Here is a 20,881-nt window from a genome sequence, read left to right on the forward strand (position 1 = left end):
ATAAGGGACAACGATAAGGGAGAGAGAAACTTATGAGTGATCAGAAAGTGATGTTTAGAAAGGGTCTTAAGGATTCTGTAGCTATTGTTGCAGGATTTATTCCTGCTTGTTTTACGTTTGGATTGGTCGGTAAGGGATTAGGCCTAGGGAGTCTGGAAGTGTTCTTATTGTCAGCGCTCGTATTTGCGGGAGCCAGCCAATTTATTGGCGTGAAAATGCTTGCTGCTGGGGCCGCCGCTCCAATGATCCTGCTGCTTACGTTGATCATTAATTTAAGATATTTGTTTATCAGCCTATCTTTTGGGGGTCAGCTTGACCGTACAATCAATCCTCTGGCCAAAGTCTGGATTGGGTTTAGTTTAACAGAAGAAGTGTACGCTGTTAGTATGATCCCCCGCAATCATTCAAAAGAAAATATAACTCTTCCATATTTGCTGGGTCTACAAATTCCTCCGTATATAGCAAATTTACTGGCAACAGCTGCGGGAATATCGCTGGCATCCTACATTCCGGCTATATACTTACCTGCTTTGAACACCTCATTATATGCCTTACTGATAGCACTAATAGTGCCACAACTAAAGGGAAGCATTCGGAATTTGGCCATATGTTTAGCAGCGGCGGGTTCTTCATGGCTCCTACATCCCGTACTTGGAAACTCCTCGATACTTGCAGCTATGTTAATTGGTATGGCAGTAGGCTCCTTATTTCGAGAGCAAGCTGAAGTAGAAAAGGAGGTATCCGTATGACTATTCTGATCATTATCGGGATGGCAATCCTTACATTTTCATTTCGTTTTGTACCTTTGCTGCTGACAAAGCATACGAATGGCTCTTCCAAAGTCCAAGTTTTGTTGGAATATTTGCCTATCGCGGTTCTTAGTGCTTTAACGGTTCCTGGGATATTTCAGGTGGACGCAGATGACAATCTTGTAGGTATCGCTTCGGGTATAGTCGCTGTTATACTGGTATTAATTAGGAAAATCCCGCTGTTACTCGTGATCTTAGGTGCTGTTTCTGCAGCAATAATTGTAAAAATCCTTACTATGAACCATTAAGAAAACCCGGATTAGAAGGGTAGGAAATCTTATGAAGCATGAATTGCTGATTACTCTCGATAAACAAAGACCCATTCCATTAAGCCGTCAAATTTATGAGCAGGTTCGTAATGCTATCCATTCAGGAGCTTTAAGTGGGGGAGATTCGCTACCTCCATCAAGAACTTTGGCCAATCAACTGGAAGTATCCAGAAGTGTAATTCTTCAATCCTACGAGCTACTTCAAGCAGAGGGTTATCTGGAGATGAGAAAAGGGGCAGGTACCTATATAGCGGGGCTGCCGGTGGAGGAGAAAGACCCCCAGGATTCTGATAACCCTTACAATTTTATAACGAAGGGTCCTGATTTCCTTACACTCAATCCTTCTTCTATTATAGAAAACGACTTGAACACAGTATTATGTAATTTTCGGCACGGTGTACCTGCATGGGACGCTTTTCCAATGGATCAGTGGCAAAAAGCATTAATGAATGCCTGTCGTCGTGCATCTCCTGATACTTTGGGTTACGGCCCGGTCGAGGGCTCTTTGGGACTACGCCAAGAGATTGCACGTTTATTACGGTCCACACGTTCGATGCCCGTGGTTCCGGAGCAAATTGTGATTACATCCGGGGCAACGCAGGCATTGGATATATTATCGAGAATTTTTGTTTCAAAAGGTGATGATGTTATTGTTGAAGATCCATCACATAACGTTGTGCGGGAGATTTTTTCGTTCGCTGGAGCGGTGGTTACACCCATCAGGGTTGACCTAGAGGGAATCTGTGTAGATGAGCTCCAAGCAAGCTGTGATCACATCAAAGAAGGTCCTCATAAAAAACCAAAACTAGCTTATGTCACTCCTTCGCATCAGTTTCCTTTCGGGGTGACCCTGTCGATGAAACGAAGAGTGCAGTTACTGGAATGGGCCAAAGCCAATCAAGCTTTTATTATTGAAGATGATTATGACAGTGAATACAGGTACGAGGGTCCGAAGCTATCATCGCTTGCTGGACTAGATGTTGACGGTAGAGTAATTTATGTAGGCAGTTTTAGTAAAGTGTTATTTCCTTCTCTGCGCATAGGTTATGTTGTATTGCCTCCGACTTTGATTCAACCTTTTTTGGCGGTCAAATGGATAACAGATCGTATGTCTTCTGCTTTGGATCAGGAAGCGTTGGCGGAATTTATTCAGAATGGACATTATGCGAGGCATGTTACGCAGATGGGGAAACTTTATGCTGCCCGCAGGGCTTGTCTAGTAAAAAGTTTGGATGCTGAATTTGGCAGTCGTGTCCGCTATTATGGGGAAGAGGCGGGTCTTCATTTATTAATTGAGCTGGAATCTGGTGCCGAAGAGCATCGTATAGCTGAATTGGCGTTACGATATGGAGTTCGGGTCTATCCTGCGTCTTCTTATTTTGTGGGCAGTAAACCTCAAGGTCCTGTCTTTCTACTTGGTTATTCTAATCTCACCGAGAATCAGATTAAGATGGGTGTGAACCGCTTGATGTTAGCTGAAACGGAAGCGGCAGTTAGTACTAGAACTTAATCGAAAGCGATAGATTATCTAATTCTGGAGGTTTTTATGAAACGATATATGTTAGGCATTGATCTTGGCGGAACCAATATTAAAGCAGGGATTTACGATACTGATTTTATAGCTGTTAAAGAAAGATCTATACCAACAGAGGCTGCTAAGGGCCCAGCCCATGTGTTGGGACGGATTAGAGAAGCCGTACGTTTAATCACGGATGAAGCGAATATTCCATTAGATTTGGTAGAAGGAATGGGAATCGGAGTGCCAGGATTACTTGATCCGGTAGCGGGAATTTCTTTTTTTTCACCGAATTTTCCGGATTGGGAGCATGTACATGTTGTAGATGAGATGAAAAAATTCTATGACTTTCCTACTTTTATTGATAATGATGTTAGGGTTAATCTTTATGGTGAATGGCAACAAGGTGCAGGAAGAGGGTATAACAATCTGGTTCTGATTACATTGGGAACGGGATTAGGGTCAGGTATCGTGAATGACGGAAAAGTGATCTACGGTACGTCTTATAGCGCTGGTGAAATTGGGCATATGAATATGTACAGGAACGGACGTCCCTGCAAATGTGGAAGCTCCGGTTGTTTAGGGCGATATGTGTCCGCGATTGGCATGGTGAGTACTTTTAAAGAGAAGCTGAAAGAAGGACGAACAAGTATTATTCAGACTTGGACTAATGACCAAGAAGAGCAAATTACCGCGTTAATGATATCTGAAGCTTACGAACTTGGAGACGCTCTCTCTATGGAAGTAATGCAGGAGACTGGAGCTATACTTGGATTTGGATTAGCGAATGTTGTGAATATCCTCAACCCGGATCTTATTATTGTAGGTGGGGGAATGGCAGCTGCGGGAGATAAATTGCTCCAACCCGTAAGAGAGACTGTGCATCAGCATGCGTTGAAGCTATCAAGCAGTAAGTGTAAAATTGTTCAAGCAGAGCTTGGGAGTCGGGCAGGAACTATAGGTGCGGCCTCTTATGCGTATAGTAAGCTGCAAGATGCAGGGAAATTAAACTTTGCTTAGTGTTATTTGTTTTTTAACATGAAATGGAACCAGATTGAGCCGCCCGGAATACAACTGTATAAAATCCCTGGAGGTGCTCTTATGTTTGCAATCATGCAATTAATAGGTGGAGTGATTCTTTCTTTGGGATGGATCCCGCAGATTGTTCAAATCCTCAAATCAAAATCCGTAGCCGATTTAAATCTAAAATCGTATTTACTTATGCTGCTCGGGATTAGTCTAATGGAAGCTTATGCGATTAGTTTGGCGGTTACGGGGGTTGGATTAGCTTTTTTGATTACAAATACGATGTCTTTATGTGTTGTATTGCTGGTTATTATTCTAGTGATTAAATATCGAACAAGACAATGAATGAAGCTTATAAATTTAATCTAGATAGTGAATGCAGGAGGTTAATTTGCGCGAAAAAAATTATACATATGAAATCGATGCGGTAACTTTTCAATTGCAGGAAGCCTGTGATTTTGCTTGGTTAACTAAGCTGGGAAAAGTGTTTAAAGTGTTCGATCAGCAAGACTCCGGAAATCTTTCTTTTGGTGTGGAGCAGGATGGAAAGAAGTTTTTTGTGAAATTTGCTGGAGCGAGACCTTTGACTTATGCCGGCAATCCTCAGGATGCTGTTAACCGTTTAATTGAAGCTATTCCGTTATATAACGAACTTAGATCTGATGCACTGATCACGCTACTGACGCATTATGAGGTTGAGTCAGGGTATGTAGCAGTCTTTGATTGGTTTGCAGGTGAATGTTTACATTCGCATTGGCTATTTGCGGGAGAAGCGAAGCTGAGTCATCCGGAGTCGCCTTTTTTTCGTTATAAGCAATTATCCGTTGAAAAACGTCTGTCTTCATTAGATGTAATCTTTTTGTTTCATGAACATGTTGAGTATCGAGGGTATGTAGCTGTGGATTTTTATGACGGAAGTATTTTATATGATTTTGTAAACGATGGAACTAAAATTTGTGATATTGATTATTATAGACTAAAGCCTACTGTAAATGATCTGGGAGAGAACTTCTGGGGTTCATCCAGATTCAAGTCACCGGAAGAGTTTAGCTTGGATGCGCCGATTGATGAAGTTACGAATGTATTTAATATGGGCGCCACAGCATTTGTTTTATTAGGAGGAGCATCCGATCGATCGTTTGTAAAATGGGAAACCAGTCAAGCCCTCTACGAGGTAGCTTTACGGGCCGTCAGTGCGGTGAGGGAGCAGCGGTATCGGAATGTAGCAGAATTTAAATTGGCTTGGGATGAGGCAAGGACTGTTTGAGGCTGGTGGGAAGGCGAGGGATATAATTGCAGGTAAACTTTTTTGAGTTGGATAAGGAAAAAGAAGTTGAGCTGAAGTACGTTGTTATTATGGTTAAACATGGTGAAGAATGGATCTTAGCGAGACATCGGGACCGTTCGACGTGGGAGTTTGCCGGAGGGCATATAGAGGTTGGCGAAATCCCGGAGCAGGCTGCTGCCAGAGAATTATATGAAGAAACTGGAGCGGAACGATTTTCTATTTTTCCAATAGCTCTTTATAGGGTAACTAGTGTCGATGCTCCAGAAAACTATGGTAAGTTATATTTAGCAAATGTGGAACAGTTCGCTGAACTTCCTCCTTATGAGATGGCTGAGATCAGAGGATTTACTGAGATACCAAAAGAGCTGACGTATCCCTTGATTTACCCAGCTTTGATATCAAAAGTTCAGGATTTCATTAACCATTCATCTTCAGCTGAAAGATAAGAATGATAGCCCTGCTGTTGTCACATGATATGATTAATAAATAGAACAAGCAGGAGGGATTTCATTGAAAAGAGACATTCAGCATGTACCCTATAGCTATGAGCCACCAGTTGAGCAACGTAAAGGGACTTTAGTGTTTTACGATTCTTTTGAACATATAACAGATCAAGAGCTTGAAGTGGCGGCAAAAACTGCAGCAGACCGGCGTTTCACTAAACTGGTGTTATATCCACTTCATGAGGAAACAGTGCGACGGATGACCAAAGAGCCGGTGAGCGCTTATTATAAGCGAGAGGACCGGCTGCATGAATGGAAAAGAGAGCAAGGACGTAGCTTTATCACGGTAGAGAGTTTGGAAGGGAAGCGAAAAAAGTATACTCCGCTTGATTCTGCGCTGCGGCATCTTTTGGAGATCTATCCTTCGCCGATTTTTCTGTATTTAACGCCTGAGGTGGCGAATCAGTTTGCGTCTTATTCTTCTTTTGAAGAGTGGATTGTAAAGATTCGGTTATTGTTGCCAGCTGCACCTTCATCACTGCATCCACGGTTACTAAAATTTCGCCATCGCTGGGATGTTGTTGGAGAAGAGAAAGATTAAGAATTAACAAATTTAATTTGTGCTGCTTTGTTTACGTCTGTAATTGTACATTCTCCATTGATAATGGATAAAACATCCGATACAAAAACCTAGGATTGCCACAGTGGCGGCCACCGCAACGAGCGCTGTGAAAATGTAAGCTGCGATCGTCCAGCCAACGATGAAACTGATCAGACCCCCTGCGAGGCAGAAGACAGCTATGCTTTGATTAAACTGTTGTTGTGACCAGTCTTCGAGTACATAGTGGGAACGCTCTTTTGTCAGAAACCTGGCAGCCAGCTTAATGATGGGATTATAACCGAACAAAAGACCGAGCAATCCGGCAAACAAGGGCAGCGCTAGTATCCAGTGTTGTCCTGTTAGCCATGTTAATATTACAGAAATGACGATAAACGCCTGATTAGTTTTTACTAATGGTCGGGCGATTCCTTTGGGCACATTTTGCATTTTATTCTCACCTTTCTCATTGGAATAATTATAGTATACGCTGGGATTGGGGGAATGGGAAGTAGATAATTTCGTGCGAGAGTGGATTAGTGAGGGATGGAGAAGGTATGGAGATGGCTGGAAGCGGATGGGGAAGATGGGGCGGATGGAGGTGGGTGGAGCAGATGGAGCGAATGGGGGCAGATGGAGCAGATGGAGCAGATGGAGCAGATGGAGCAGATGGGCTGGATGGAGGCAGTTGGTAATTTATTGAGAAAATACAGATGGACATTAATAGCATCCCACCCACCTAGCATGTTACGTCCTCATCTCCTCTCGACAGCACATTGGGCCTTCTCTCCTTTACCGCATCTGGTTCACTCCATTTCCTTCAGTCCAACTGATCCACTCCATTTCCTTCAGTCCAACTGATCCACTCTATCACCTTCACTCCATCGGACTCCAGAGTCCTTATTTGCTCGAAAAGTAACCTTTTGAAAGATTAACGGACCCCAATGCAGCTATGAGCACAAAAAGGGAGGAAATCAGCTCCCTATGAGCGGAATAGCGTCGCTCAGGTCCGAAAATGTGTCCAAAAGCCTGATTTAGCGCAAATAGCTGCATCTGAGTCCGATAGAAATGTTAGCTTGAGAGCAAAGTGTAGTACATGGAAAACAAAAGTGTGGGAGTAAGTGCGAAGCAAGGGAGTACACGGACAAATGCATGCGCGGAAATAGTGTGGGACAAGTGTAAGAACTAACGAAGCTAATAGCTCGATGGGAAGTAAATGTGATGTAGAAGGATGCTCGAAGTTAGGAGCGATCGGACCCCAGAGTTCTTATTTGATCGAAAAGTAACCTTTTGAAAGATTAACGGACCCCAATGCAGCTATGAGCACAAAAAGGGAGGAAATCAGCTCCCTATGAGCGGAATAGCGTCGCTCAGGTCCGAAAATGTGTCCAAAAGCCCGTTTTAGCACAAATAGCTGCATCTGAGTCCGATAGGGAGGATGGAGCTAACCCAACCCAACCCAACCCAACCCAACCTCCACGATCTTCCACCAAAATTACTTTGAATTTAAGTAATTTATGTGTTGACATATCTCTTTAAAATATGGTTTTATTATGTAGACCAATTGTTATAATGCAAAGGAAGTGTCAGCTTGTCGAACAAGCCGAATACGCGTGAGGCGATTTTGGACACAGCTTCGAAATTGTTTTTTTCTCAGGGATATCATGCAACAGGACTGAATCAGATTATTAAAGACAGCGACTCGCCGAAGGGATCTCTTTATTACTACTTTCCCCACGGCAAAGAAGAACTGGCTTTAACATGTATTAACCGGACTAGTGAAGTTGTCGCTCAGAAGCTTAGACATCATATGGAGAACAGCAAGAGTGCGTCTGAGGCAATGGAGGATTTCATTCTAGGAATGGCTAAAGATGCAGTGGAGTCCTCATACGAGGGGATAGTTCCGTTTAGTTTTTGGTTAGCGGCGGAAACATCCTGTATTAGTGAAGAGCTGCGGACAGCATGTAAATCTGTGTTTATGGACTTGCAGGATGTGATCAAGAAACGTCTTTTGGATGAAGGCGTAGAGAACAAGCCCGCGGCCGATAAGGCTTCAGTGGTAATCTCTTTATTTGAAGGTGCGCTTCTCCAGACGCTGACTTTTCGGGATGAACAACCGCTTCTCGCGGCGGCAAAGATTATCCCAGCAATACTTGGTTAGATACAGACAAATAGACAAGATTATCAGGAGGATTAAGGGTGGAAGCAACTATGCAAGGGAATCAACAAAAAGAGGTCAAGAAGTTTAAGACTATTCCGATTCTTGTCTCTTTATTACTAGCAGGTTTTATCGGAATGTTCAGTGAAACGGCATTAAATGTTGCTTTAAGCGATCTAATGAATGTCTTACAAATTACCCCAGCAACAGCACAATGGTTGACAACAGCTTATCTGCTTACACTGGGTATATTAGTACCAATTTCGGGGATGCTGCTTCAATGGTTCTCGACGAGACAGCTGTTTATAGCGGCTTTATGTTTTTCAATTCTAGGAACATTCCTGGCAGCAGTCTCACCTAACTTTGAGTTCTTACTTACAGCAAGAGTGGTTCAAGCTATGGGAACAGCGCTTCTGTTGCCACTGATGTTTAATACAATCCTTATCATCATTGCTCCTGAAAAACGGGGGGCTGCAATGGGGATGATCGGACTGGTTATCATGGTTGCTCCGGCGATTGGACCTACCATTGCTGGACTTCTAATTGAAAGCCTCAGCTGGCACTGGATTTTCTGGTTGTCATTGCCATTCTTGGTGATTGCATTGATATTCGGGATTCTGTTCATGCAGAATGTAACAAAGGTGACGAAACCAAAAATTGATATCCTCTCCATTGTGTTATCTTCACTCGGGTTTGGCGGTATCGTGTTTGGTTTCAGCAGCGCGGGTGAAGAAGCGGGCTGGGGAAGTCCGAAAGTGATCATTGCGATCATCGTAGGTGTAGTAGCATTGTTATTGTTTGGACTTCGTCAAATGAAGATGAAGGAGCCAATGATTAATCTGCGTGCTTTTAAATATCCAATGTTCGCTATTGGTGTAGCTATGGTATTTATCTGTATGATGGTTATTCTGTCCTCCATGCTAATTCTTCCGATGTACCTTCAACAAGGACAAGGTTATACAGCTTTCAAAGCAGGTCTGTTGCTGCTTCCAGGCGGAATTATAAACGGATTGATGTCCCCAATTATGGGTCGTATGTTTGATAAATACGGTCCGAAATGGCTCGTTATTCCAGGTCTGATTATTGCAGCGGTAGCCTTGTGGTTCTTCTCCAGTATTAGTGTAGCTTCTACGGTTGTGTTCGTAATCGTACTTCACAGTACGCTTATGATTGGTATTTCGATGGTATTTATGCCGGCACAAACAAATGGTATTAACCAGTTACCACTAGAGCTATATCCAGATGGTACAGCTATCATGAATACACTGCAGCAGGTTGCTGGTGCAATTGGTACTGCATTAGCAGTCAGCATTATGTCCGCGGGTTCAAAAAGCTATATGAAAACTGTAGAGAACCCAGCAGATCCAGCTAATATGTTACCTGCGTTCACGAACGGTGTACAAAATGCTTTTATTTTCGGAATGAGTATGGCGATTGTAGGACTAATTCTTGCTTTCTTCATAAAAAGAGTAGTTGTTAATCATAAAATGAATACTCCAATGCATTAATAATTAGAGGAATTCGATTAAAAGGAGTGCTAACTGGCAACAGTTCTAGCACTCCTTTTTTGTCGTCAATCATTGTGTCCATTCCATCATATATACTCGTTTTAATTCCACGTTAAGGATCACGATACAGTAGCTATCATCATCTTTTTCTTATAGTAATATAATCCACTTTCTTCGAGTTCTATAAGGTTCGCCCAAAATAATTTTTCGTATTTGGCTTTTTCATTTGGATAAATGGCCATCACGGAATCTTTGAAGCTTGATATTCTCTCTTTTAAGGGGTCAATGGATTCAACATTGAGGGGATGCCAAAATGCTGCGTCTTTGATTTCTATGAATTGCTTTTCGTTGTAATTTAATACGTAATAGCTTTCGCCATCCCCATGGAAACTGGGTGGACTTTCAAATATCACTTTTGACTCTGTAGGTTTAGAGATCGCTATTCCCCAATTTATCTTCCACGCCTCATAATAGGTCAAAGAATTGTTATGGAGCATATATCCAACGAAAATAACTATGAAAAGAACGAAAAACTCCAGATGGCTATTGTTGTTTTTTGCATGGTAGATCTCCTCAAAATGTCGCTTGTATTACCATTATTATACATGGGAGAGTGGGGAATAGGGATGGAATAAGGGGGGGGAATAAGAGGAACTTTACATACATAGATTTACGATGTATAGTTGTCCTAGGTATAAAAGGATAAATAATATTCATGTATACAGATATTAGTCATTGGACGAAGAAGCAAATCAACGGTATAAATCCCGTAGAATGAGCCCACGCCGGCCCGGGGGTGCAAATCAACGGTATAAATCCCGTAGAATGAGCCGAATCCGGTCCAAGGATGCAGATCAACTGCTATGATGAGTGAAATTTGTTTAGTGGATCAGATACATCCACGCCAATTGTAAAGTTTAGAATTTAGGAGGTGTTAGCCGTTGAAAGTAAGTAAAGAGATGCTGAAGGGCAGTACGGGAACGTTGATTCTGACTCTTTTACTGGAGAAGCCATTATATGGTTATGAGTTGATCAAAGCGCTGGAGCTGAGATCTCAGGGTGTTTTTTCATTAAAAGAAGGAACCTTGTATCCGATTCTGCATGCGATGGAAAGTGAGCGCTGGGTAGAGGCTTACTGGATGGAGGTAGAAGGAAGGAAGCGTAAGTACTATAGAATCCTGGATGAAGGTAAAGAGAAACTCAAGGAGAAAAAAGCAGAATGGGTTATGTTTAAAGGTGCAGTTGACTCCGTTCTGGGAGAGGGTGGTGTATGATGAAAGAGAGGCAGCAGCAATTTTTGGATGTAGTGTGTGCAGAGATTAAAGCGAAAAAAACTCACCCAGAGATACGTCAAGAATTAGCTAGTCATCTAGAAGATTTAATTTGTGAAAAAGAAGCCGACGGTGTATCACGGGAAGAAGCCATAGCTTGGGCGATCGAACAAATGGGGAGCCCGCAAACGTTAGGGAAGGAACTTCATCTAATACATAAACCACATGTACCTTGGGGATTGTTTGGAGTTGTAGCTTTGTTATCCGCGATCAGTCTGATCGGAATGAGTTCTGTGGATGTAGGCTACAGTGATATCGTTAAGGGTTCTTTTTTGGATAATGCGTTTAGACGCCAAGCGATAAATATACTCATTGGAATTGTATTGATGTTTGGATTGTATTTTATCGATTTCAGAAAGCTGAAAAGTTTCTCGTGGGTATTATACGGAACATCAATAGCCGGAATTCTGTCGAGTATATTCTGGGGGATAACAATAAATGGAGTGAATTATGGTCCTAGGATTTTTTTGATCTTACCTGATATGACATCCTATCGTCCTTATGTTTTGATAGTCGCGTTAGCAGGGATTTTAGTGAATCGCAAGGAATCGGCTAAAAAGAAAACTTGGCGGAGTGGTTTGTTCAACATAAGCATTCTGTTAGCACCTGCCTTGCTTCTAATCTCTTTAAACTCTCTTCCAGAGCTTGTGGTGTATCTAATTTCTTCATTAGTATTATATGTATGGATTACTCGCGATTGGATAAAGAGTGTAGTATTATTAGGGTTCTTTGTAATAGTTGGACTAATGTTCATCTTCAATAGCGACTACCTGATGGTCAGAATCATTAGTGCTATAAATCCCTCTTTAGATCCAGACGGTTATGGCTATATATACCAAGTAATGCGTGAAGTTATTAGTTCAGCGGGTTGGTGGGGGCACGGATTCGGAGCAGTAGAACAAAAGCTGCCGTATGTCTACTCAGATATGTTGCCTGTCTATCTTATTCATTGTTTTGGTTGGGCGGGGGCACTGCTTTTGCTGGCAGTTATCTCCTGGTTCTTCATCAAGCTTCTATCTACGATACGAGCGATTCGTGAGCCCTATGGACAAGCTCTAGTGTTGGGTTTGGCATTTTTGCTAGCGATAAGACTAACCTATGGTCTTGCTATTTTGAGCGGTGGAATGATGCTGACTTCTATCCCGTTCCCTTTCCTGAGCTATGGGAGTCATGTGTGGTTTGAATATGCGGCTATTGGACTTCTGATGGGTATTTATCGTAGGAAGGACATTGGAGGCGTCCAGGATAATACTGTACTAAGTTAGATTCAGGATCCTCTCGTATGTCTAATTATTAAGTATGAATACTTAAGGGAGGTCTTTTAATGGGATGGAAAAAAACAGGCTTGTTAAGTGTTGCCTTTGCCCTAGGCTCTATGGGAGGGTTTGGGAGTATACATACAACAGATACTGTAGCTGCCGCAACTGTGAAAGAATCTGCAAAAGTCTATAATCAATTCCAGCAATATGTACAGAAGCCGGCATCTCTGGCTAACGCACGGAATTATTTGATTAACCATATCAAAGAAGTGGATACCTGGACAGCAACTCTAATGACACTCCAGCTCGAAAATGCACAGAAGGCATATTTACCTGTGTACTCTGAGAAGGTTTTTCCGGAGAATGTTCAGAAAGAGATAAATAATGCTTTTTCCAAAAGCAAAAATCTAACCTACAGCACACTCCTTAATTCGATCAAAGATGCCAATGTACGCAATATGTTAATTGAAGGACGGGATAAGGGATATAAGCTGGAGACTAGTGAGGGCATGTACTATCCAGTGATGCATTATGAGGGCTTCAAAAGCTTTAAGCCGTATGTCACGAAGGACATCGCAGCTTACATTGACATCATGGCCACTGAATCGAATCAACCAAGTGTATTTGATGCAGCTATTGTGATTAGTTGGACAGAGTTAACGAACAGGGCGCTAGCACTGGAGGATTTTGTGACGAAATATCCAGCTTCCAATCGGTCAACCGTTTTACAAAAAGAGCTGCTTAATGCAACTTCACGCTTATTATATGGGTCAAGCAACACACCAGCTTATGACTATGATGAGCAAATAATCAAACCTGAAGTGAAAAAGGCGTATGAGAATGCATTAAAAGGAAACAAAGGCGACACCAGAATCCTAATGATTTTAGAAAAACTACTACAGTTACTTGATTCCACGAATAATAAACTCACACCTGAAGTGGAAAAATTTCTGAATCAAACGGTTAATTCGAAATGAAGAGGCGGGATCCTTTGAGAACCGGATTTAGAGGAACAAAAATCATAGTTTTCGCATTTGTGCTGTTGTTATGGACAAACACTATTGTTATGGGCAGCGCAGATGCAGCTTACGTTGGCTCATCTACAGACAATGTACTGCAGCAAATGCAGCTGGAGAAGAAAAACAGCCTGCCGCAAGGATTTGTCTATTTGGATGAAGTAATTCCTACTGCTCAATTTGAGATTCGTTATTACGGAGACAATAATTTTGTAGGGAAGCGGATTGATGGATATAAAGCGCCTTTAGCGATCTTTTCAAGGACTGCGGCTACAGCCTTGAAGGCAGTAAGTGAGGATTTAGCCAAAAAAGGATATATCCTAAAAATCTATGATGCTTATCGTCCGCAGACCGCGGTGAATCATTTTGTAAGATGGTCACAGAATTCCGCGGATACTAAGATGAAGCAGCAATATTACCCGCTACTGGATAAACGTAATTTATTCAAACTCGGATTTATAGCGAAAAAATCAGGACATTCCCGTGGCAGTACCATCGATTTAACGATCGTCAATAAAGAGACCGGTGTAGATGTAGATATGGGCAGCCTGTTTGATTTTTTCGGAGATATCTCTTTTTATGATACATCGTTAATCACCAAGACTCAGAAAGCAAATCGCGCAATTCTCAAAGAGGTTATGGTGAAGCAAGGCTTTAAACCTTATAGTAAGGAATGGTGGCATTTTACGCTGATAAAAGAACCTTTTCCAAAGCAGTATTTTGACTTCAAAGTGGAATAGTTATTTATAAGAAGCGGCCCAACATAATGTTGAACGGCTTCTTTTTTTTTGCTTGTCTTGATTATCATTAGGATTAGCACATGCTGGAAACGCACATAATACTTGTAATAGATAAAAGGGAGGTTTCGAACGGATGATCAAAATGGCAGCGGTTGTTGTGTTAGGTGTTCTATTTTTAACTAATGGATTTGGTGGATTTGCCGCTCCAACAGTATGGGCAGACTCCGGCCAGGTTAGCGTAATTTTGAATGGTAAAGTACTGGATACTGATCCCCATTCAGCCTTCAACAAGGGTTCCACAGTCATGATTCCGCTCAGAGAGGCTTCTAATGCATTGAAATATAAAACAACATATCAAAAAAGTTCAGAAACTATAACACTAACAAGGATAAATGAAATAATTAAATGGAAGCTTAACGAACATTTGGTTAGCATCAATAATGCACAAGAGTTGTTTTTTAAAGATGATTTCGAATTCAGACAGGATCATATCTATGTTCCAATCTCCTTTTTTAAGACAATTGGTTTAGTAACCTCATATGATGGGGAGTCCAATCAAGTTGAAGTGTATACCCCTGAAGTGACAGCGAGTGTTATAGCGGGGTTACTGGTCGGCGGTAAATATAATGAATTATCGGAGCGATATCATTATGATGTGGTCGTAAATAAGCCAAGCTCCAATGGATTACTGGAAGACTGGAAGCAAATTACGGTAAAAGCCGGGAATTATCATGGGATTAAATCTACAAAAAGTAGCTATAACGAGGATAAATTTTCTATCCGCTGTGTATTGGATTTTGCAGAGATAGAGATTCCACTTGAAATTATATTGAACACATCGGGCAAAATTATAGAATTAAGAGAGACGCTCTAATCGGAAAATGATTCCATGATGACTATGCACATTTCCCAAGCAAGAAGATTTAAGGGGATCATGCATAGTCTTTTTGCTGTTCTAATATACATTTCAAGATAATTTCTGAAGGGTATCGTAAACTCGATGTGTTTTTAATGGAAAAAATGGTTTTATTTGTTGACTTCGAGATTCATCGAATGTAAATTAAAATTTGAAATAATCAATAAAGCATTTAATTAAATTAGAGAAATGAGTGGAGTACTGGATGACAAAAACTATGACTGGAATGAGTACTGCAGAAGATCAACCATTTTCGTTAAAAGCAATCATCCCCCCGCTTCTTGCTATTATTGTCGGTATGATTATGGTTATTCTGGATGGTACTGTTGTGAATGTGGCCGTTCCCAAGCTGGTTGATTATTTTGCTTCCGATCTCAAAACGATTCAGTGGGCGATTACGGGTTATACTTTAGCTTTAGCGGCTGTAATCCCACTCGCGGGCTGGATGACCGATCGTTTTGGATCGAAACAAGTTTTTCTGGCAACTCTTACGATGTTTATTCTTGGCTCTATGTTATGTTCGGTTGCACAAAGCTCATCTCAGCTCATTATTTTTCGAGTCATTCAAGGTCTTGGCGGGGGGATGGTTGCTCCCATTGGGATGGCGATGGTTTTTAAATTAGCTCCAGTAGAACGTCGAGGTTCTATTATGGGGATGCTTGGTATTCCAATGCTTTTAGCTCCGGCACTCGGTCCAGTCTTATCCGGTTGGCTGGTGGAGTACGTAAGCTGGCACTGGATCTTTCTGATTAATGTACCTATTGGAATCGTTGGCATTATTCTTGGTGTTAAATATTTGCCGAATTCTGAAAAAAAGAGCAAAGGCAAACTCGATATCCTAGGCATTATCCTTGCCCCAATTGCCTTCTCTATGTTGGCTTATGGGGTGAATGAAGGCGGTGGAACAAGCTGGTCGTCTACTCCCGCTATTGTTGGCTTATCTGTTGGAGGGGTTGCATTGATCCTTCTTGTCATTGTGGAGCTGCTTCACAAAAATCCGCTTTTACAACTGCGAGTTTTCCGTTCGTCGGATTTCACTCGGGGTATTATTTTAACTTGGGTTATGCAAGCCGCTTTGTTTGGGTCCATGTTATTTGTGCCCCTTTATCTGCAGCAGATTAGAAGCTATACCCCGCTGGAGACCGGCCTAATTCTACTTCCGCAGGCTTTAGCTTCAGCAATCGGAATGCCGATTGGCGGCAGGTTGTTTGATAAGATCGGGGCTCGTCCGCTGGCGTTTGTTGGACTTAGTATCATTACGGTCACCTTGTTCCTGTTATCCGGAATTAGTGTTTCAACAAATTTATCGTTAATTATGACATACCTGGGTTTCTTAGGTTTTGGTATGGGTCTAACGATGATGCCTTTGAATACTCATGTTTTGAATGCTGCTCCACGTGAATGGGTGGGAAGTGTAACTTCACTTACTGCTGCTGCTCAACAAGTCGTTGTTTCATTTGCTATAGCTGGAATGACAGGTTACCTGACTAGTCAGATCGCTGTTCATATGGGAGCACTGAAAGCGGGAAGTAATCCTTTGACAGCCGCAGTTAGTGGTTTTGATGATGTGTTCTTCCTGTCTGGCTGCATAGGTGTGGTAGGTGTATTAATGAGTATTATTTTGCGCAAGCCTAAGCTTTCCGCTGGCGATCCTTCCTCTGGAGAGGGACAGAAGGCAGATGCGGCGATGATGATGGGGCATTAATTGAACCAATAAACATAGAAAAGGCGTCGTTCAGCTTGTATAGTTGAACGACGCCTTTATTGTTATAAATGCTCTGGTTTCTTCTGAGCCCACGATGCGGGGAGTGTTGCTTTACCAAGCAATTCAGAAGCCACGATTCCGAGCAGAACAAGCGCTGCGCCAGCATAACCCTGCATCGATAACTTCTCAGCAGCGAACCAATAACCAAACATCGCAGCGAAGACCGGCTCAAGGGAGAAGATTAGTCCGGTGCGGGTCGGTGAAGTATATTTTTGAGCAATAGGTTGCAGGATGAAGCCACAGGCACTGCATAAGATACCAAGCGCAAGAATTGCAGTCCAACCTGGCAAAGTAGACGGTAGCGCAGGTGTCTCGAAGAGTGCGGACAACACTAAGGCCAACCCTCCGGCAAATCCTAACTGCAAGATTCCGATATTCAGGGAATCACATTCTTTTACCGCCTTGCCTGTAAATAAGATCTGTACCGCATAGAACACTGCCGAAAGGATACACAGGAAATCACCCGGCTGAATAGTTAAGGTTGCATTTAAGGTAAGGAGTCCAATCCCGGCTATGGCGAGGATGGAGCCGAACACTTGTGGAGGTGCAACTCTTTTTTTGAAAATAACTCGATCCAAGATCGGTACAAAAATAACCGTCAACGCAACTAGAAATCCTGCGTTTGAGGTGGTGGTTGTTTGAAGTCCGAAGGTTATACATGTGAATACGCCGAGCAGGAGGAATCCGAGTAGGGCGCCATATTTTAATGTTTTGATGTCTACTCGTCTTAATCGTTTGTGGAATATCATAACGGCTAATATAAAAGCAAGTCCGAAGCGCAGTGCAATCAGATTGAATTCGCCTAACGTACCTAACCCCATTTTCATAAATATGTAGGAGGAGCCCCAAAATAATGTTACAACTAACAGCAGCAGCTCAGCTTTGAGCGGTTTCATCTCTTCATCCATCCTTCTTCATTTTCAACTCAATATAGTATAATACGGCTCTATACATAAGGTAACTGAATGTTTATCATAGAATACATGAGTAAAACTTATGCAATTTATAAGGGTGGGAACAGAGGTTGAGCATTAATAAATATGAGATTTTTCTGAAAGTTGTGGAGCTAGGCAGCTTAACAAAAGCAGCAGATGTACTGGGTTTTACGCAATCCGGAATTAGTCACACCATTAGCAGCTTGGAGATGGAGTTTGGGTTCGCGTTATTAATTAGAAATAGATCCGGTGTGAAATTGACGGTAAACGGAGAACAAGTTCTGCAGCCTATCCGTGAAATCTTGAAGTGGAACGAGAAATTGAAGCAGGAGGTAGCGGACATCCACGGGCTAGAGATTGGCACGATTACCATCGGTACGTTCACCAGTGTGTCTGTGCATTGGCTGCCAGGGATGATTAAGCAATTTCGCAGTGAATACCCTTATATAGAAATCAAGCTGATGGAAGGCGGTTATTTGGAGGTTGAGCAATGGATAGAGGCTGGAGTGATCGACTGCGGTTTTATTTCACTGCCTACACGTGAGAAGTTTGATGTAATTCCTTTAAAAAAAGACCGGATGTTAGGGATTGTATCTAAAGAGAATCCGCTAAGCACGGAGCCCTTTCTTTCCTTATCGCAAATTGCTAAGGAGGATTTCATTATCCCGAAAGCAGGTTCGGATTATGATGTTAGACGTGTGCTGGATAAGGCGGGGATTAAACCAAATGTTAAATTCTCTGCGGGTGATGACTATGCCATTATGTCTATGGTGGAGAAGGGGCTTGGGATTAGTATTTTGCCAGAGCTTGTCTTAACCCGGCAAAATTATAATGTAGCCATGTTAGAATTAGAGGAACGAAGTTTCAGATCGTTAGGAATTGCTGTCCACTCTATGAAATACGCTTCTCCCGTCACCAAAAAATTTCTAAAGCATGTGCAAGTGTGGCTGAAAGATAACGCCTAAATAAATACGTCAAAAAATAAGAAACTGATACCTCTTCAACGTTAGGGGAATCAGTTTTTTTTAGATACTTAGTTGTTTTTTAGAAAAAGGGTAATACATACGGGCCTCTGTAATCGATTTTAAGGGGTTTTCGTTAATATATGTATATCTCCATTATTGTGTAGTTATAACGGCAATGTGATGGATTTTAGGGATGTTAAAATGCGCGTTTGTTCTCTATCGATATCTGTTTTTTAGCGAATGATATGTTATAATTAGAAGAGTGGGAAAAAGAAATGTATTCCAGATGATCTGTCTATGTGATGATTTTATACACAATTACGGATGGATGAGATTAGGAGGGGGATAAACGATTGTCCGTTACAATAATTACACTAGTCGTAGTAGCAGTATTTATAGGTGCCTTGATGAGAACCATGTTTGGTTTTGGTGAAGCGATTGTGAGCATGCCACTGCTTGCACTGCTCCCGATTCCTATACATACCTCAGTTTCTTTGATTGGATTGGCAGGCCTCACGGTTGCCTCACTTACAGTTGTGAGTGGGTGGCGGCATATAGAACGACCTATTCTGATTCGATTAGCACTCTCAACAGTGATAGGAATTCCTGTAGGACTAGTTATGCTTTATTTAGCACCTGCAAGTGTAATTATGACTGGACTTGGTATATTTTTGATTGTTTATGGAGTTTATTCAGTGATTAAGAAGAGAATAGTTAAGACGATCGATCATCCCTTGCTTAAGGCAAAAGGCTGGGTGTATCCCTTCGGATTCGCTTCGGGTGTACTTGGCGGTGCTTATAACTTTAATGGTGTCCCGGTCGTGATCTATGGTACTTTACGACAGTGGAATCCTGATCGCTTTCGGGGTACGTTGCAAGCTCATTTTCTTATTTCTGGTGTACTTGTTGTAACTGGTCATGCTATCGGGGGATTGTGGACTACGGATGCTCTTGTTCTTTATGGATATTCTATTCCAGCAATTATCTTAGCTACAGTGCTCGGTGTATATGTGAATAAACGTATTCCTGCTAAGAAATTTGAGAGTTACTTATTTCTGATTATCATTTTACTTGGTGTCCTATTGCTAGTACCTCGCGGATAGTTGAAAAGAAATAGAAAGACGTTCTTCTCCTTAGTGTATACGAACGTCTTTTAAATTTATCCAATCTTAGGGTTGACGAAGAGCCTTGTTCATGAGAAAATGTACGCGCGTACATTAAATGAATGCGTTTTCGAATAGTATATTGAACGAGGCTAAATGTCACTGTTCATAACCTATGAGAAGGAGGAATTTATATCGCCAGCCGTAAAGAGGTTGCCGAGCTTGCAGGTGTGTCAGAAGCCACAGTATCTCGCGTGTTAAATAACGTTGGCCCGATTAAGGAAGAAACGAAGGAACGTGTGTTGGCAGCTGCTCTGAAGCTAGGCTATACCCCTAGTTCACTCGCTCAGAGCTTTGCACGTAGACGGAGCGGGAACTTGGGTGTAGTGATGCCTTATTTGCCGAAAGCCCGCTTGTTCTCCACTTATTATTTTTCGGAAATATTAAGTGGAATAGGGAGCAAGGCGCGAGAAGAGGGTTATGATCTGTTAATGCTGTTTCGGAATGCCGAAGAGCCAATGGATTATAGCGGGTTGTTTAAGATGCGGAAGATCGATGCTTGCATTGTGCTTGGCGCTAAAGAAGAGCCAGGTGAGCTAGCCTCACTCCGCCGTTTGAAGGAAGAAAACCATCCTTTTTGTCTGATTAATCAGCATTTTGCAGGGGAAGCTTTTCACGAGGTGGATGCCGATCATGTCGAAGGAAGCTGGCAAGCGGCTAAACACTTACTGGAACAAGGTTTTACGAGGATTGCTTTTCTAAATGGGCCTGAATCTTATTCCAACAGCCGAGATCGTCTAACGGGGTATGCCCGCGCTTTGGCAGAGGTGAATCTTTCTGTAGATTCTTCACTTTTGTTCGAAGGTAACTTCAGCCGGAAAAGCGGGATTATAGCTGCCAAAGAAATGTTGCCTCTGCTGGATGAGATTGATGCGATTATGGTCGCCAATGATCGGATGGCCATTGGTTTGCAGCAAGGGCTGCAGGAGCTAGGAATACCAAGGGATCGCCTGCCAGCTATTGTGGGTTATGATGATTCGGAAGCTGCGGAGCTTACCACACCTGCATTAAGCAGTGTGCGGGTTCCCTTTTACGAACTAGGTGAACTTGCCGCAGCCCAAATCATTGAATTGCTGGGAAACAATCTGGCAGATATACCCGCACCAGCCGTACAGATCAAATTACCGACAGAACTAGTTATACGAGCTTCATCTAAATCTATCAACACTTAGGAGG

At 42.2% G+C, this 20,881-nt stretch carries 23 protein-coding genes; 20 read left to right on the top strand and 3 right to left on the bottom strand.

The features are described 5' to 3' along the window. The first annotated feature begins 32 nt into the window (after positions 1-32). From NYE72_RS13885 to NYE72_RS13920, 8 genes are all read left to right on the top strand, one after another. Positions 33-749 carry an AzlC family ABC transporter permease gene (locus tag NYE72_RS13885; RefSeq protein WP_339211941.1) on the top strand — a complete coding sequence of 239 codons (717 nt, stop codon included), beginning with the start codon at positions 33-35 and terminating at the stop codon, positions 747-749. Further along, positions 746-1,057 carry an AzlD domain-containing protein gene (locus NYE72_RS13890; protein WP_339211942.1) on the top strand — a complete coding sequence of 104 codons (312 nt, stop codon included), beginning with the start codon at positions 746-748 and terminating at the stop codon, positions 1,055-1,057. The genes NYE72_RS13885 and NYE72_RS13890 overlap by 4 nt, the downstream gene beginning before the upstream one ends. 31 nt (positions 1,058-1,088) lie before the next feature. Beyond that, complete coding sequence (locus NYE72_RS13895) at positions 1,089-2,588, top strand: PLP-dependent aminotransferase family protein (RefSeq protein ID WP_339211944.1); 1,500 nt, start codon at positions 1,089-1,091, stop codon at positions 2,586-2,588. A gap of 36 nt (positions 2,589-2,624) precedes the next feature. Further along, complete coding sequence (locus NYE72_RS13900; protein WP_339211945.1) at positions 2,625-3,614, top strand: ROK family protein; 990 nt, start codon at positions 2,625-2,627, stop codon at positions 3,612-3,614. 81 nt (positions 3,615-3,695) lie between these two features. After that, positions 3,696-3,965 carry a PQ-loop domain-containing transporter gene (locus NYE72_RS13905; protein WP_036686720.1) on the top strand — a complete coding sequence of 90 codons (270 nt, stop codon included), beginning with the start codon at positions 3,696-3,698 and terminating at the stop codon, positions 3,963-3,965. A 31-nt stretch (positions 3,966-3,996) separates the two neighbouring features. Continuing rightward, the gene (locus NYE72_RS13910) at positions 3,997-4,887 is read left to right on the top strand and encodes a serine/threonine protein kinase (RefSeq protein ID WP_339211946.1); all 891 of its coding nucleotides are present in this window, start codon (positions 3,997-3,999) and stop codon (positions 4,885-4,887) included. A gap of 47 nt (positions 4,888-4,934) precedes the next feature. Continuing rightward, complete coding sequence (locus tag NYE72_RS13915) at positions 4,935-5,354, top strand: NUDIX domain-containing protein (protein ID WP_339211947.1); 420 nt, start codon at positions 4,935-4,937, stop codon at positions 5,352-5,354. Positions 5,355-5,418: 64 nt separating this feature from the next. Next, positions 5,419-5,952, top strand: a complete 534-nt coding sequence (locus NYE72_RS13920) for a hypothetical protein (RefSeq protein WP_339211949.1) — start codon at positions 5,419-5,421, stop codon at positions 5,950-5,952. 12 nt (positions 5,953-5,964) lie between these two features. On the opposite strand, the gene NYE72_RS13925 is transcribed toward NYE72_RS13920, so the two are convergent. Further along, on the bottom strand, positions 5,965-6,399 hold the full coding sequence (locus tag NYE72_RS13925; RefSeq protein ID WP_076273411.1) for a DUF4395 domain-containing protein: 435 nt from the start codon (positions 6,397-6,399) through the stop codon (positions 5,965-5,967). A 113-nt stretch (positions 6,400-6,512) separates the two neighbouring features. Between NYE72_RS13925 and NYE72_RS13930 the strand changes: the two genes are divergently transcribed. The 3 genes from NYE72_RS13930 (at position 6,513) to NYE72_RS13940 (ending at position 9,615) form a co-directional block, all read left to right on the top strand. Next, positions 6,513-6,644 (top strand): hypothetical protein, encoded by a 132-nt coding sequence (locus NYE72_RS13930; protein WP_339211950.1) that lies wholly within the window; start codon positions 6,513-6,515, stop codon positions 6,642-6,644. An 896-nt stretch (positions 6,645-7,540) separates the two neighbouring features. Continuing rightward, entirely contained in the window at positions 7,541-8,110 is a 570-nt protein-coding gene (locus tag NYE72_RS13935; RefSeq protein ID WP_076100919.1) for a TetR/AcrR family transcriptional regulator, read from the top strand. Between the two features lie 50 nt (positions 8,111-8,160). Next, entirely contained in the window at positions 8,161-9,615 is a 1,455-nt protein-coding gene (locus NYE72_RS13940) for a DHA2 family efflux MFS transporter permease subunit (RefSeq protein WP_036685000.1), read from the top strand. Between the two features lie 119 nt (positions 9,616-9,734). Here NYE72_RS13940 and NYE72_RS13945 read toward each other — a convergent pair whose 3' ends face one another. After that, positions 9,735-10,028 carry a hypothetical protein gene (locus tag NYE72_RS13945; RefSeq protein WP_076274006.1) on the bottom strand — a complete coding sequence of 98 codons (294 nt, stop codon included), beginning with the start codon at positions 10,026-10,028 and terminating at the stop codon, positions 9,735-9,737. Between the two features lie 528 nt (positions 10,029-10,556). Here NYE72_RS13945 and NYE72_RS13950 point away from each other — a divergent pair. The 6 genes from NYE72_RS13950 (at position 10,557) to NYE72_RS13975 (ending at position 16,582) form a co-directional block, all read left to right on the top strand. Further along, the gene (locus NYE72_RS13950) at positions 10,557-10,889 is read left to right on the top strand and encodes a PadR family transcriptional regulator (protein ID WP_076141697.1); all 333 of its coding nucleotides are present in this window, start codon (positions 10,557-10,559) and stop codon (positions 10,887-10,889) included. Further along, positions 10,886-12,211, top strand: coding sequence for an FtsW/RodA/SpoVE family cell cycle protein (locus NYE72_RS13955; RefSeq protein ID WP_076141696.1), 1,326 nt, complete (start codon positions 10,886-10,888; stop codon positions 12,209-12,211). The genes NYE72_RS13950 and NYE72_RS13955 overlap by 4 nt, the downstream gene beginning before the upstream one ends. A gap of 59 nt (positions 12,212-12,270) precedes the next feature. Next, complete coding sequence (locus NYE72_RS13960) at positions 12,271-13,182, top strand: hypothetical protein (protein ID WP_076141695.1); 912 nt, start codon at positions 12,271-12,273, stop codon at positions 13,180-13,182. 14 nt (positions 13,183-13,196) lie between these two features. Beyond that, the gene (locus tag NYE72_RS13965) at positions 13,197-13,961 is read left to right on the top strand and encodes a M15 family metallopeptidase (RefSeq protein WP_212592214.1); all 765 of its coding nucleotides are present in this window, start codon (positions 13,197-13,199) and stop codon (positions 13,959-13,961) included. 133 nt (positions 13,962-14,094) lie between these two features. Then, the gene (locus tag NYE72_RS13970) at positions 14,095-14,835 is read left to right on the top strand and encodes a stalk domain-containing protein (RefSeq protein WP_339211951.1); all 741 of its coding nucleotides are present in this window, start codon (positions 14,095-14,097) and stop codon (positions 14,833-14,835) included. 247 nt (positions 14,836-15,082) lie between these two features. Then, positions 15,083-16,582 (top strand): DHA2 family efflux MFS transporter permease subunit, encoded by a 1,500-nt coding sequence (locus tag NYE72_RS13975; protein WP_081390145.1) that lies wholly within the window; start codon positions 15,083-15,085, stop codon positions 16,580-16,582. A 62-nt stretch (positions 16,583-16,644) separates the two neighbouring features. Here NYE72_RS13975 and NYE72_RS13980 read toward each other — a convergent pair whose 3' ends face one another. Next, positions 16,645-17,538: a DMT family transporter gene (locus NYE72_RS13980; protein WP_076141704.1), complete on the bottom strand. Its 894-nt coding sequence runs from the start codon at positions 17,536-17,538 to the stop codon at positions 16,645-16,647. A gap of 128 nt (positions 17,539-17,666) precedes the next feature. Here NYE72_RS13980 and NYE72_RS13985 point away from each other — a divergent pair, with 128 nt between their 5' ends. The 3 genes from NYE72_RS13985 (at position 17,667) to NYE72_RS13995 (ending at position 20,877) form a co-directional block, all read left to right on the top strand. Next, the gene (locus NYE72_RS13985) at positions 17,667-18,542 is read left to right on the top strand and encodes a LysR substrate-binding domain-containing protein (protein ID WP_076141694.1); all 876 of its coding nucleotides are present in this window, start codon (positions 17,667-17,669) and stop codon (positions 18,540-18,542) included. A gap of 353 nt (positions 18,543-18,895) precedes the next feature. Next, positions 18,896-19,645, top strand: coding sequence for a sulfite exporter TauE/SafE family protein (locus tag NYE72_RS13990; protein ID WP_076105574.1), 750 nt, complete (start codon positions 18,896-18,898; stop codon positions 19,643-19,645). 188 nt (positions 19,646-19,833) lie between these two features. Continuing rightward, positions 19,834-20,877, top strand: a complete 1,044-nt coding sequence (locus NYE72_RS13995) for a LacI family DNA-binding transcriptional regulator (RefSeq protein WP_036678305.1) — start codon at positions 19,834-19,836, stop codon at positions 20,875-20,877. The last annotated feature ends 4 nt before the right edge of the window (positions 20,878-20,881 follow it).

The sequence above is a fragment of the Paenibacillus sp. FSL L8-0333 genome, from assembly GCF_037965665.1.
GTDB classification, from domain to species: domain Bacteria; phylum Bacillota; class Bacilli; order Paenibacillales; family Paenibacillaceae; genus Paenibacillus_AQ; species Paenibacillus_AQ odorifer.